Consider the following 13,595-nt stretch of genomic DNA (forward strand, 5'->3'; position numbering starts at 1 on the left):
AGAACGCCTGAGAAAACGTTTTTATCTTTCCGGATGGTGCTGAATAAATAAATTTCATCCCCACCTGCAGCGAGATAATTACGTCTTCTGGCTCTGTTAAAGGCTGAATGGTTTACAGTAATAGTGACCGCTGCGTAAGTTAAGCTGAGGGAATAACGATGCAACGCACCTTTTCGGCATTCTGGATGGTCCTGTTTTTATTCGTCGCACCGCTTCATGCGGAGCCCAACGTCTATGGTGAACAGCGTATCAGCGGCTGGTGGAATGCGCTGACGGATGATATTTCGCAAACCTGGGAAGAGCCCCAACGTTATGACCTGTACCTGCCGTTTCTGAGCTGGCACGCTCGCTTTATGTACGACAAAGAAAAAACCGACAATTACAATGAAATGCCGTGGGGCGGCGGGCTGGGCGTTTCCCGCTATAACGAAGAGGGCAACTGGAGCGCGCTGTTCGCAATGATGTTCAAGGACTCGCACAACGAATGGCAGCCCGCGATGGGCTATGGCTGGGAGAAGGGCTGGTATCTGGATGATGCCAAAGATTTCCGTCTTGGGCTCGGTGCCGCGGCGGGCATCACGGCGCGAGATGATTTTGCAAACTATGTCCCGCTACCGTTTATCTTCCCGCTGTTTTCCGCCGGGTATAAGCGCGTTACCGTCCAGTTCACCTATATTCCAGGAACCTATAACAACGGCAACGTGCTCTTTGCCTGGCTGCGCTTGGGCTTCTAAAGGGTGATCACCTTTTTTGCCACGGCGTTAGACAATACCAGCATGGAGAACAGAACTGAGGTGACGAAGGTGAGCACAATCAGCGCCAGCTTCATACCGAGAGAGGTCACCGGTATCAGCGCCGTCAGCAGATGAAACACCGAGTAGTGCACAATATACACGCCGGTCATCGTTTTGCTGATGGCGGCCAGAATGGACTCCTTAAATTCAGCATTGCGGCGAAAGCGCACGCCGTTCGCCGCAATCACCAGCGCGATGATCAAAATGTAAATCTGCGAGCCGGTGAGAATAAAGGCGTTTCTGTCCGCCTTGAACAGCGCGAAGAAGAAGTGGCGCTCGTAAAACCAGGTGAAGAGGTAGATAAACGGGATGGCGACAACCGCCGCCCTGACCACATTTTTGCGGCTAATCCACTCGGCAATTTTCGGGTCGCAAAAGAGTTGCCCCGTCAGATAAAACAGCAGCCACGTCCACAGCCGATACTGCGGTGAAAGAGAAAGGACGTGCGTTCCAGGATAGAGCGCCGATAGCAGATCGTATCCGTAGGAAAAGAGCAGCAGGGCGGCAATCGCGCCGCAGAACAGCCTTCGCCGCTGGCTGAGCCACTCCACCGCCGGGTGGAAGGTGTAAATCACCACAAACGCAAACACGAACCAGGGCTGGATTAAATACCCGCGCTGATAGGGCTCCCACAGGTAGTAGATCGTTATCCAGAACAGAAAAACAATCACCAGACTTTTAATTTTACCGAGCTGCCAGCGGGTGCCGTGCCGTGATTGTCCGTCGAGATAGCCCGCAACGACAAAAAACAGCGGTGTGGCGATCGTCGAAATAAAGGTTAAAAACCCCAGGATCCAGTGATAGTCATAATCATAATGATCCCAGGTGTTGTAGATGGTAAAGAAGGTCACCGCCGTCATACAGCCCAGCGTCTTGATAATGTTCAGCCCTGTCGCATTCATTGTTGTTTGGCTTCGTCCTTACGATGGAAACACGCATAGATCACGGGGAGTACCAGCAGCGTCAGGATTGTAGCAAACCCCAGTCCAAACATAATCACAACGGCCATGCTCTGGAAGAAAACGTCCAGCAGCAGCGGAGCCAGGCCAAGTACGGTCGTGAACGCGGTGAGCAGGATGGGGCGCAGACGTGAGGTCGCGGCGTACACGATCGCGCTGTGCTGATCCTGTTGCGTTTTCTGCTGTTCGATCTCTTCCACCAGCACGATGCCGTTGCGGATGAGCATTCCGCTCAGGCTCAGCAGACCAATCAGCGCCATAAAGCCAAAGGGAATGCCGGTAAGTAAAAATCCCGGCGTCACGCCAATCAGCGCCAGCGGTACGGTCAGCCAGATAGCGACCGCATTTTTTACCGAGCTGAACATCAGCACCGTAATGACAAACATCACCAGATACCCGAGAGGTAGCGTAGTGAATAGCCCCTGCTGCGCTTCGCTGGAGTTTTCCGCGTCGCCCCCCCACTCGATGCTGTAGCCGTGTGGCAGGGGAAGGGCATCTACTTGCGGCTTCACCCGGGCGAGAATATCCCCGGAGGTTTGCTGGCTCAGCGGGTCCGGGTCCGTCTGCACCGTCAGCACCCGCGAGCGGTCGCGTCGAAGGATGAGCGGATCTTCCCACTCCAGCGAGAAGCGGCTGACGACGTTACTCAGCGGGATATACTGCTGCCGCGTCTGGCTCCAGACCAGCACGTTGTTCAGGTGACTGGCGTCCAGCCGTTCGCTCTCAGGCGGGCGCACCACGACCGGGAGCAGGTCGCTGCCTTCCCGGTACAGCCCCGCCCGGCTGCCGGAGAAGTTCATCTCCAGCTCGTTGTCGACGTCCTGCTTATCTACGCCAAGCTCGCGGCCCAGGGCGGCAACGTACTGTGGGCGGATCACCTTGCTGCGGTTTTGCCAGTCGTTCCTGACGCTGCCCGTGGCCGGGTCGCGCGTGAGGATATCGTCCACCTGGCTGGCAATCAGGCGCAGCCGGTCAGGGTCGGGGCCTTTAATGCGCACCTCAATGGCGCTGTCGCCGGAGGGGCCAAACATCACGCGTTTGGTGCTGGCGTTGACCTGCGGATAGTTTCGGGCGATGTACTCGTCCACGTGGCGCGTCAGGGCGGAGATGTTGCGCTGGTCGTCCATGCGCACCATGATCTGCGCATAGTTGCTGTACTGGCGCTGTCCGCTGTAGGTCAGAATAAAGCGCATACTTCCCTGACCAATGGTTGAGACGGTGGTCTCCACGCCAGGCTGGCCGTTAATGGTTTTTTCGATATCGCTGGTCATTTTCTCAGTCCACTTGATATCGGTACCGTAGGGTAACCACAGGTCGACAAAGAAAATCGGCGTATTAGACGACGGGAAAAAGTTTTGCCGTACGGCGCCGAAGCCCCAGACAGACGCTGCCAGCAGCGCAGCCATCACAATGAGCGTCGGTGCCTTATGGCTCAGCAGCGTGTTAAGCAGGCGCTGGTAGGCGCGGTAGAGTCGTTTGTCGTAAGGATCTGACTCGTCGGTTTTATCGGGCGCGCTGTCGTTTTTAAACAACCACCACTTAATCAGCACCGGGGTGAGGGTGAGCGCCGAGAACCAGCTCAGCATCAGGGAAATCAGCAGCACCTGGAACAGGGATTTACAGTATTCCCCGGTGGAATCCTGCGACAGCCCGATAGGGGCAAACGCCAGGATGGCAATCACCGTCGCCCCCAGCAACGGCAGGGCGGAGCGGCGGATGATGTAGTTTACGGCGGTTAACAGCGGGGAGCCCTGCTGTCGGGCAATCAATACCCCTTCGACAATCACGATGGCGTTATCCACCAGCATGCTGAGGGCGATAATCAGCGCCCCAAGCGAGATGCGCTGTAGCTCAATGCCACACAGATACATAATCAGCAGCGTGCCCAGCACGTTAAGGGCGAGAGAAACCGCAATGATGATCCCGCTGCGTACGCCCATAAAGATCAGCAGCACGCCGATGACAATCGCCAGCGCCATCAGGAAGTTAATAATAAAACCGTTAACGGAATGGCCCACTTCAGCGGCCTGATCGTAAAACAGGTCTATCCGTATGCCGGCCGGTTTTTCCGCCGACATCTGGTTTAGCTTCGCCTCCAGCGCGTGGCCCACGTCGATCACGTTCACCCCGGGAATAAACGAGACGCCCATGGTGACGGCTTTTTTGCCGTTGGCATGGTAGATACTCGCTGGCGATTCGTTCAGCCCGCGCGACAGCGTGGCGATATCCCGCAGACGTGTCGCCGCCCCGGTGCCGGAAGGCGTGATGATGAGATCCGCCAGTTCATCAAGATTTCCGAACTCACCGGTCGGGTGCAGGCGAATGGATTCGCTGCCGGAGGTGATTTCTCCTGCGCTGGAAACAACGTTAAGTCTGCTGAGCAGGGCGGAAAGCTGGTTCAGCGTAATGCCGCGCGCGGCCATTTTGCTCAGGGAGATATCGATGTTGACCTGCTGGCTAATCGCCCCACCGATGGCGACCTTCGCAACCCCGGGGACCAGAATTAACTCGCGGCGAAGCTGCTCCGCATATCGCACCAGTTCAGGATTACTGAATTCATCTCCGGAAATGGCGAAGAAGAAGCCGAACACGTCGCCGAAATCGTCATTCACAAAGGGCGTGACGACGCCGGGCGGGAACTGACGCGAGGCATCGCCCACGCGGCGGCGCAGTTCATCCCAAATCTGCGGCAGCTCGTTCGAGTGATAGCGTGACGCGATGTTAACGGTGATTTGCGACAGACCGTTTGACGAGATAGAGCTGACGTTATCCAGATAAGGCAACTGCTGAAGGGCATTCTCCAGCGGAAGCGTCACCTCTTCTTCCACCTGCTGAGCGGATGCGCCGGGGTAGTGGGTGACCACCACTGCGGTTTTGATGGTAAAGGCGGGATCTTCCAGCCTGCCGATATTCAACAGGGCAAAAATCCCGCCGATGCCCAGCAGCAGGATCGTTAGCCAGACGCGAACAGGGTTATTGATAAATTGACGAGAGATATCCATTACAGTCCCCGTTCACGCGTCCAGATACGCACCGGCTGGTTAGCATGGAGCTCCCCAACGCCCGCAGCCACCACGCGTTCGCCCGCCTTAAGCCCGCTGGTGATCACCACGCCTTCAGTACTCACTTGTCCCACGCTGACCTTACGGTCTTCAAGATGGAGCGCGTCGCCTTCGCCCGTTACGACCCAGACGTGCGGCTCATTGCGCGGGCTGTTGTCCGGGTTAAAGACTGCCTCAACCGGTACGACCAGCGCCTGAGCGCCCGCGCCAGCCGGAAGGTTGGTTAAATTGATGGTCACCGTACCGCTTACGCCACCGACGGCGGGAAAATCATCTGGCCGCGGCATGGTGAGTATCACCTGCCAGGTCAGGGTATTGCTGTCGCTGCTGCCCGAATGCTCTTTGTAGACGGCGGTAAATTCACGATCCGGAATGGCGTTAATTCGCACCACGGGGCGATACTGCGCGTTGCGGATATCAAAGGTCTTAAACAGGTTTTCGGGGATACTGAACACCACGTCAAGCAGGTCGGTGCGGGTTAACGTGGCAATGGGCTGACCGGGGGACACCACCTGATGATTTCGGACATGTACGCTGGCCACCGTCCCGCTGAAGGGGGCGACAAGCGTCATCTGATTCAGCTCTTCCCGGGCAATCTGCAGCGCCGCATTCGCCGAATCGCGGTTCGCACGCTGCACGTCCATTTCCGCTTTCGAAATCGCCTGCCGGCCCGCCAGCGTCTGGAAGCGATCGAACTGCCTCTGGGCCAGCGTCGCCGCCGTTTGTCTGTCGTTAACCCGCTGCTGGGCTTCACGGGCGTTAAGTCTGGCAAGCTGTTGCCCCTGCTTGATGGCTGCGCCCTGACGCACATCGAGCGCTTCAATTTGACCTGCGCGCTTGAAGGAAAGGTCTGTGGCATCGCCCGATTCAATGCGGGCGGGGAAAACGCGCTGCTGGGCGTGACCGGGAACCGTCACCTCCGCCACTTTTACCATCCTGGGAAGGGGGGAGTCTTGCTTCGGTTTCGGGTCGCACGCCGTGAGCGTTAACAAAACGAACGGTAAAAGAGAGAGGTAGCGGTTCACTGTATTCCCCTAATAAATAACTGTTTTATTTATTCCATAACCTGGACAGGGGTGACACTATTCTGCCAGAACAGTGACGACCATATAGGTAAATAAACCAATCGCCGTGCTGGCGATAATGGCAAGCGCAATAAACATACCCAGACGAATCAGGCTTAAACCATACATACATTCCTCCATGAGCCGGAAGCGGTAGCTGACTATGAGCATAGTCGGCGAAAAGATAAATGTTAAATAACCATTATCAGTGGGGAGGCGCTAAACCTGATATTCCTGTGCTACGTTTAATGTTAATCATCTTTTTTTACCGTAACTGGCATTAAGGGCAACCCCCTGCATTTAATGCGTTTTTTTGCTTCATTCACTCTCGTGTTGGTTATAAAAAGGATGCTCGATATGTATAAAAACATTCTCGTTCCGGTGGATGTCTACGAGACAAGCCTTGCGGATAAAGCGTTGCAGCATGCACAGTTTCTGGCGCAAAGCGCATCGGGTGACATTCATTTGCTGCACGTCATGCCCAAATTTTCAGCCGAACTGACGCGTGGTTTTATTTCAGATGCGCGCAAGATGGATGAATATATGATTAATAATTCAAAAGAAAAGCTGTCTGACCTGGTCAAAAAAGTAAATCTGCCAGAAGAGCGTGTTCATCTCCACGTCCGTAGCGGGAATGTTCGTGATGAGGTTATTAAGCTGGCGGATGAACTTACCGTCGGCGCGATTATTGTCGGCTCGCGAAATCCAAATATTCAAACCCATTTGTTAGGATCGGAGGCGGCAAGTATTGTTCGTTACGCACATGTTCCTGTTTTCGTTATTCGTTAATTACAGAGAAGCAAGGTGATTTCTGAATAGAACCTGAGGAAGGAACGATGAAAACAGGAAAACCTGAACGTCCGTATTATCAACAAACCGTTGACGAAACCCTGTCGAATATTCACTCCACCCTGGAAGGCCTTAGCGGCACTGAGGCATCAGCCCGACTGCAGCAGCACGGTGAGAATGCGTTACCGCAAAAAAAGGGCAAACCCGCCTGGCTGCGCTTCCTGGCGCATTTTAACGACGTATTGATTTATGTTCTGCTGGTGGCCGCGTTGCTTAAGCTCTTCATGGGCCACTGGGTAGACATGTTTGTGATCCTTGGGGTTGCCATCATTAACGCGCTGATTGGCCATATCCAGGAGAGCAATGCTGAAAAATCGCTGCAGAGCATTCGCAATATGCTCTCCAGCGAAGCCGTGGTTGTACGACAGGGGAATCATGAAACGATCCCCACCACGGCGCTGGTTCCGGGAGATATCGTGGTGATCCGCGCCGGGGATCGTATCCCTGCGGACCTGCGCGTGATTGAAGCGCATAACCTTCGCGTGGAGGAGGCCATCCTGACGGGCGAATCCACCGTTGTTGAGAAAAACAGCGATGCGTTAAGCGGGGAACTGCCCTTAGGTGACCGGTATAATCTGCTCTACTCAGGCACTACCGTTAGCTCCGGCGGCGGTAAAGGCGTGGTGGTGGCAACCGGGGGCGAGACCGAACTGGGCCACATCAATCAGATGATGTCCGACATTGAAAAACACCGCACGCCGCTGATGGTGCAGATGGATAAGCTCGGTAAGACCATCTTCATCACTATCCTGGTGATGATGGTGGCGCTGTTTGTCTTTAGCCTCCTGTTCCGGGATATGCCGGTTTCTGAACTGGTGCTGTCGCTTATTAGCCTCGCCGTTGCCGCCGTGCCGGAAGGCCTGCCGGCCATCATTTCCATCATCCTTTCGCTTGGCGTACAGGCCATGGCGCGTCGCAAGGCCATCATTCGCAAGCTGCCTACGGTGGAAACGCTGGGGGCGATGACGGTCATCTGCTCGGATAAAACCGGCACCCTGACGATGAATGAAATGACGGTCAAAGCGGTGATTACCGCTGACACGACCTATCGCGTAGAGGGCGACAGCTACGAACCGGTGGGGAATATTCACCCCGTAGACGACCCGACGCCCGTCAGCGTGACGCAGGGTTCCCTGCTGGAACGCTACCTGCGCACCATTGACCTCTGTAATGACAGCCAGCTGATCAAAGACGAGCAGGGGCTGTGGAAAATCACCGGGGGCCCAACCGAGGGCGCGCTGAAGGTGCTGGTGGCGAAAATCCCGCTCCCACCGCTCGATACCGAAATGCGCAGTAAAATCCCGTTTGATTCGCAGTATAAATACATGTCCACGCTGTACCGACTGGGCGATGAAGAGGTGATTTTAATCACCGGCGCGCCGGACGTCCTGTTCCGCCTCTGCCAGTACCAGCAGACGAATGACGGGCTGCAGCCGTTCGATCAGCCTTACTGGGAAGGGAAGATTGAAGAGTATGCCCGTGAGGGGCTGCGCATGGTGGCTGCGGCCTGGAAACCTGCCCACGAGGGACAACGCGAGCTGGATCACCCGGACCTGCATGACGGCGTGATCCTGCTGGGTATCGCAGGAATGATGGATCCGCCGCGTCCGGAGGCCATTACCGCCATTGCCGACTGTCTGCAGGCCGGGATCCGCGTGAAAATGATCACCGGTGACCACCCGCAAACGGCCATGAGCATTGGGCAAATGTTGGGGATTGGTAACGCCGCAAGCGCTATCACCGGACGTGAGCTGGAGGCGATGGACGATCGTCAGCTGAGCGACGCCGCACAGCAGTACGATATTTTCGCCCGAACCAGCCCGGAGGATAAATTCCGCCTTGTGCAGGCTCTGCAAAGTAAACAGGAAGTCGTGGGCATGACCGGGGATGGCGTAAATGATGCCCCCGCGCTCAAGCGGGCGGATGTGGGTATCGCCATGGGGATTAAGGGGACGGAAGTGACCAAGGAAGCCGCCGACATGGTGTTAACGGATGACAACTTTGCCACCATTGCCAGCGCGGTGCACGAGGGACGCCGGGTTTACGACAACCTGAAAAAGACCATTCTGTTCGTTATCCCCAGCAACATCGCGCAGGCTCTGCTGATCATCATCGCGCTGCTGGCGGGGAACCTGATCCCGCTGACGCCGGTCCTGATCCTGTGGATGAACATGGCGACGTCGGCAACGCTGTCGTTTGGCCTGGCGTTTGAAGCGGGTGAGAAGGACATCATGAACCGGCCACCGCGCAAGGCGAATCTCCATGTGATGGACGGCTATGCCATCTGGCGCGTGGTGTTTGTCGGTCTGATGATTGCCATCAGCGCCTTCGTGCTGGAAGCCTGGCTACAGCCGCGCGGCTACTCGGCAGAATTTATCCGCACCGTGCTGCTGCAAACCCTGGTCACTGCGCAGTGGTTCTACATGCTCAACTGTCGCGTGAATGACGGCTTCTCGCTGAGCAAAGGCCTGCTGGCGAACAAAGGAATTTGGATCGTGAGCGGCGTACTGCTGGCGTTGCAGCTTCTTATCATTTACGCACCGTTCATGCAGATGCTGTTTGGCACCGAAGCGCTGCCGTTCCGCTACTGGGTCATCACCTTCCTGATTGGTTTTGTGATGTTCCTTATTGTCGAGGCGGAGAAAGTGCTGACGCGCAGGTGGCGCAAAACCGAGGCGTGATAGCGTAAACTGAGAAAGCCTGCCTGAGTCCGGGCTTTCTCTTTTTTGAGCGCAGAAAACTATGATTCGACTTACCTGGTTCGTCCTTACGCTGTGTGCCGCTGTACCCGGTGCGTTTGCCGTAACCTATACGCTCCCGCCGGAAGGCAGTCGTCTGGTGGGCACCCCGATTATCATCACCGTTCCCGAAGGCAATACGCTGCCTCTGGAAGCCTTTGCCGCGCAGCACGGGCAGGGGCTGAGCAACCTGCTGGAAGCAAACCCGGGCGTGGATCCTTTTTTGCCCAAACCTGGCACCCGGCTGGTGATACCCCAGCAGCTGATTTTGCCTGACACCGTCCGCGAGGGCATTATCGTGAATGCGGCAGAAATGCGCCTCTACTACTACCCGCCAGGCGGTAACACCGTTGAAGTGCTGCCCATCGGCATCGGTCAGGCCGGGCGTGAAACCCCGCGTAACTGGGTGACGGCCGTTGAGCGTAAGCAGGAGGGGCCAACCTGGTCTCCAACGCCGAACACGCGCCGCGCCTATGCGGCAGAAGGGAAAACGCTGCCGGCATTCGTGCCCGCCGGGCCGGATAACCCGATGGGGCTGTATGCGATTTATATCGGCAGGCTGTATGCCATTCACGGCACAAACTCGAATTTCGGCATCGGGCTCCGGGTAAGTCAGGGCTGTATTCGTCTGCGTAATAACGACATCAAATATCTTTTCGAAAACGTTCCCGTGGGAACCCGCGTGCAGCTTATCGATCGGCCTGTAAAGATGACCACGGAGCCGGACGGCAGCCGCTGGGTGGAAGTTCACGAGCCATTATCACGTAACCGTGCGGAATTTGAGTCAACCCGGAAAGTGCCGCTGCCTATTTCAGCCGCGCAGCGAACGCAGCTGATAAACGAGGGCGCGGGCGCTGAGCTGGAACGGCGGTCGGGGATGCCGGTTAAGATCGGCATGTGAAGGGATAGTGCGGGCTGGTGCCCTCACCCCAGCCCTCTCCCACGGGAGAGGGTGCACACACTAAAAACGGCAACCGGGTTGCCGTTTTGCATTTACCTTGCGCAGAAAAGCAAAAAGCCTGCTTTAAAAGCAGGCTTTTCAAATTTGGCTCCTCTGACTGGACTCGAACCAGTGACATACGGATTAACAGTCCGCCGTTCTACCGACTGAACTACAGAGGAATCGTGTGAACGGGGCGCATATTATCGACCTGCGTTCGCCTTGTCAAAGGGTGGATCAACGCCTTTTGATCGTTTGCTGACAAAATCGGCAAAGTGATGTTTTTGGCAGCGGAATGCACCGTCATGGTGCGGGTATACCCCTAATGGGGCAGATCATAAACTGCTGTTTCGGTAATAAAACCCCCCTCCATGATTAGGTTTCCTTATTTTCAGGCGCTTAGCGAACAATTTAGACCGCCTGGTAAAAGTGGCATTCATATTGCAAAACCTGTTCAACAACGACAGCCGGTTCCGGCACAGCATTTCGAACAGGGGGCAAAATGAACTTAAGACGACTGAAATACTTCGTAAAAATCGTCGATATCGGCAGCCTGACTCAAGCGGCAGAAGTGCTGCATATCGCGCAGCCTGCGCTGAGCCAGCAGGTGGCTACTCTGGAAGGCGAGATGGATCAGCAGCTGTTGATCCGCACCAAACGCGGCGTCACGCCAACGGAAGCAGGCAAGATCCTGTATACCCATGCGCGCACCATCCTCCGCCAGTGTGAACAGGCGCAGCTGGCGGTGAATAACGTGGGACAGACCCTGAGCGGGCACGTGTCTATCGGCCTGGCGCCGGGAACGGCCGCGTCCTCTATTACCATGCCGCTGCTGCAGGCCGTCCGCGCCGAGCTGCCAGAAGTGCTGGTGTACCTGCACGAAAACAGCGGTTCCGTGCTGAATGACAAACTGCTCAACGGCCAGCTGGATATGGCGGTCCTTTACGATCGCTCCCCGGTCGCCGGCATCACCAGCCAGCCGCTGCTGAAAGAAGATCTCTATCTCGTGGGCACCCGCGACTGTCCGGGCCAGAGCGTAGACCTTACCGCCGTGGCAGAGATGAACCTTTATCTGCCGCGCGACTACAGCGCCGTGCGCGTGCGCGTGGACGAAGCGTTCTCTCTGCGCCGCCTGACGGCCAAAATCATCGGTGAAATTGACTCAATCTCCACGCTCACCGCGGCCATTGCCAGCGGAATGGGGGTGACGGTTCTGCCGGAATCCGCAGCCCGCTCGCTGTGCAGCGCGGCGAACGGCTGGATGGCGCGGATCACCACGCCTTCGATGAGCCTGCCGCTGTCGCTGAACATGTCTGCACGCGGTTCGCTGACGCCGCAGGCGCAGGCGGTAAAAGAGATTTTGATGTCGCTGCTCAGCAAGCCGTCGCTTGAGAACCGTGAACTCCAGCTCGTGAGCTGATATTCCATAAAAGCATAAGATGCTGGTTTTTATTATTTGTTCTGCAGCGCGGCTGACTCTAACAATAGAGCTATGTCAGATGCGCCGGAGTGAATCGTGAATTTCCAGCAACTTAAAATTATCCGTGAGGCGGCCAGGCGGGACTACAACCTGACCGAGGTCGCCAATATGCTTTATACCTCTCAGTCCGGCGTCAGCCGCCACATCCGCGAGCTGGAAGAGGAGCTGGGCATAGAGATCTTTATCCGTCGCGGCAAGCGGCTGCTCGGCATGACGGAGCCGGGTAAGGCTTTGCTCACCATCGCTGAGCGGATCCTCAACGAGGCCAGCAACGTGCGTCGTCTGGCGGATCTCTTTACCAATGACGCCTCGGGCGTACTCACCATTGCCACCACCCACACCCAGGCGCGCTACAGCCTGCCGCCGGTGATTAAAGCGTTCCGCGAACTTTTCCCCGACGTCCGTCTGGAGCTCATCCAGGGCACGCCGCAGGAAATTGAAGTGCTGCTGCAAAACGGTGGGGCGGATATCGGCATTGCCAGCGAACGCCTGAGCAACGACCCGCTGCTGGTGGCGTTCCCCTGGTTCCGCTGGTACCACAGCCTGTTACTCCCGGTCGATCATCCGCTGAATCAGGTTTCCCCTCTGACGCTGGAAGACGTTGCGAAATGGCCGCTGATCACCTACCGCCAGGGGATCACCGGACGCTCGCGCATAGATGAGGCCTTCAACCGCAAAGGGCTAACGCCGGACGTGGTGCTGAGCGCGCAGGATTCTGACGTGATCAAAACCTACGTCGAGCTGGGCCTGGGCATTGGCCTGGTGGCGGAACAGTCCAGCGGAGAACGTGAGGACGGGAACCTGGTGCGTCTTGATACGCGTCATCTGTTCGACGCCAACACCGTATGGCTTGGCCTGAAGCGCGGGCAGCTGCAGCGCAACTACGTGTGGCGCTTTATCGAACTCTGCAACGCCGGGCTGTCGGTAGATGAGATTAAACGCCAGGTGATGGAGCCGGAAGAAGTGGCGATTGATTATCAGATTTAGGTGCTGATTTGCCCGGTAGCGCTGCGCTGACCGGGCTCATCGCTTAGCTGAACGGATATTTTTTAAAGACCGCCTGTGATTCAAATGATTCGGCAACCGCCTGAATCTCTCTAAAATCCGCTGCGTTAACGACGTGCGGGATCATCGACTGAATAAACGTCCAGACAACCGTGCTCGTGACGGCAACCTGATCGGGAACGGCGGAGGCCGGACGCGTCTCCAGCAAGGCATTCCATTCCCGGCAAGCCGCCAGCAGCTGGGTTGTAATGCGTTCGACCCATAAAGCGTGCTGCTTTTCCACCGGGCGCTGGTGGTGTTCATACACATTTTGCACGGCTTTCTCCGCGGCGGCGAGGATAAAGCCCAGCGTCTGAAGATCGTTTGCCAGCGCATCCGGCTCGACGGGCAGAAGTCTCCGCCCGGGTGTGGCCTGAGCCTCGAAATAATTCAGTATCAGCGACGAGTCCATCAAACGTATTCCGTTATCCAGAATCAGCGTGGGCGCTTTTACCGCGGGGTTGATTCGGGAGAACGCGTCGAAGGTGCTGAATACCGACAGCGGCTGACTTTCAAACTCAACGCCATAAAGTTCAAGGGAAATCGCCACGCGCCGTACATAAGGTGAATCCATCATGCCAACAAGCTTAATCATCGTTGCCGTTTTCCTGTCTCTGTGAAATAACGCGTCATTGAAGAGGATGATCAGACAGTACAATACAAAC

Annotated in this window: 10 protein-coding genes and 1 tRNA gene; 6 read left to right on the forward strand and 5 right to left on the reverse strand. The window is 56.3% G+C overall.

Features of this window, described 5'->3' with window-relative positions:
• Nucleotides 1-158 precede the first annotated feature (158 nt).
• The gene (gene pagP / locus HCH49_RS02390) at nt 159-734 is read left to right on the forward strand and encodes a lipid IV(A) palmitoyltransferase PagP (protein ID WP_033145939.1); all 576 of its coding nucleotides are present in this window, start codon (nt 159-161) and stop codon (nt 732-734) included.
• On the opposite strand, the gene HCH49_RS02395 is transcribed toward pagP, so the two are convergent.
• From HCH49_RS02395 to HCH49_RS02405, 3 genes are read right to left on the reverse strand one after another with little or no spacing between them, the layout of a single operon-like run.
• Nucleotides 731-1,696: an acyltransferase gene (locus HCH49_RS02395; RefSeq protein ID WP_087822836.1), complete on the reverse strand. Its 966-nt coding sequence runs from the start codon at nt 1,694-1,696 to the stop codon at nt 731-733. The genes pagP and HCH49_RS02395 overlap by 4 nt on opposite strands.
• Nucleotides 1,693-4,755, reverse strand: a complete 3,063-nt coding sequence (locus tag HCH49_RS02400) for an efflux RND transporter permease subunit (protein WP_221702116.1) — start codon at nt 4,753-4,755, stop codon at nt 1,693-1,695. Before HCH49_RS02400 ends, HCH49_RS02395 begins: the two co-directional genes overlap by 4 nt.
• Nucleotides 4,755-5,840, reverse strand: a complete 1,086-nt coding sequence (locus tag HCH49_RS02405; RefSeq protein ID WP_048976429.1) for an efflux RND transporter periplasmic adaptor subunit — start codon at nt 5,838-5,840, stop codon at nt 4,755-4,757. The genes HCH49_RS02400 and HCH49_RS02405 overlap by 1 nt, the downstream gene beginning before the upstream one ends.
• Before the next feature lie 396 nt (nt 5,841-6,236).
• Between HCH49_RS02405 and HCH49_RS02410 the strand changes: the two genes are divergently transcribed.
• From HCH49_RS02410 to ldtA, 3 genes are all read left to right on the forward strand, one after another.
• The gene (locus HCH49_RS02410) at nt 6,237-6,668 is read left to right on the forward strand and encodes a universal stress protein (protein WP_023312348.1); all 432 of its coding nucleotides are present in this window, start codon (nt 6,237-6,239) and stop codon (nt 6,666-6,668) included.
• 47 nt (nt 6,669-6,715) lie between these two features.
• Complete coding sequence (locus HCH49_RS02415; protein ID WP_221702117.1) at nt 6,716-9,409, forward strand: cation-transporting P-type ATPase; 2,694 nt, start codon at nt 6,716-6,718, stop codon at nt 9,407-9,409.
• Between the two features lie 61 nt (nt 9,410-9,470).
• Nucleotides 9,471-10,367, forward strand: coding sequence for a L,D-transpeptidase (ldtA, locus tag HCH49_RS02420; RefSeq protein ID WP_087822833.1), 897 nt, complete (start codon nt 9,471-9,473; stop codon nt 10,365-10,367).
• Between the two features lie 145 nt (nt 10,368-10,512).
• Here the strand turns inward: ldtA and HCH49_RS02425 are convergent.
• Nucleotides 10,513-10,588, reverse strand: a tRNA-Asn gene (locus HCH49_RS02425).
• A 320-nt stretch (nt 10,589-10,908) separates the two neighbouring features.
• On the opposite strand from HCH49_RS02425, the gene nac reads away from it, so the two are divergent.
• Nucleotides 10,909-11,826, forward strand: coding sequence for a nitrogen assimilation transcriptional regulator NAC (gene nac, locus HCH49_RS02430; RefSeq protein ID WP_221702118.1), 918 nt, complete (start codon nt 10,909-10,911; stop codon nt 11,824-11,826).
• 96 nt (nt 11,827-11,922) lie between these two features.
• Complete coding sequence (gene cbl, locus HCH49_RS02435; protein ID WP_023336219.1) at nt 11,923-12,873, forward strand: HTH-type transcriptional regulator Cbl; 951 nt, start codon at nt 11,923-11,925, stop codon at nt 12,871-12,873.
• A gap of 43 nt (nt 12,874-12,916) precedes the next feature.
• On the opposite strand, the gene HCH49_RS02440 is transcribed toward cbl, so the two are convergent.
• Nucleotides 12,917-13,522 (reverse strand): glutathione S-transferase family protein, encoded by a 606-nt coding sequence (locus HCH49_RS02440; protein ID WP_262771271.1) that lies wholly within the window; start codon nt 13,520-13,522, stop codon nt 12,917-12,919.
• Nucleotides 13,523-13,595: the final 73 nt, after the last annotated feature.

Origin of the sequence: Enterobacter sp. Y17, from assembly GCF_019730495.1 — a bacterium.
Lineage (GTDB): Bacteria > Pseudomonadota > Gammaproteobacteria > Enterobacterales > Enterobacteriaceae > Enterobacter > Enterobacter asburiae_B.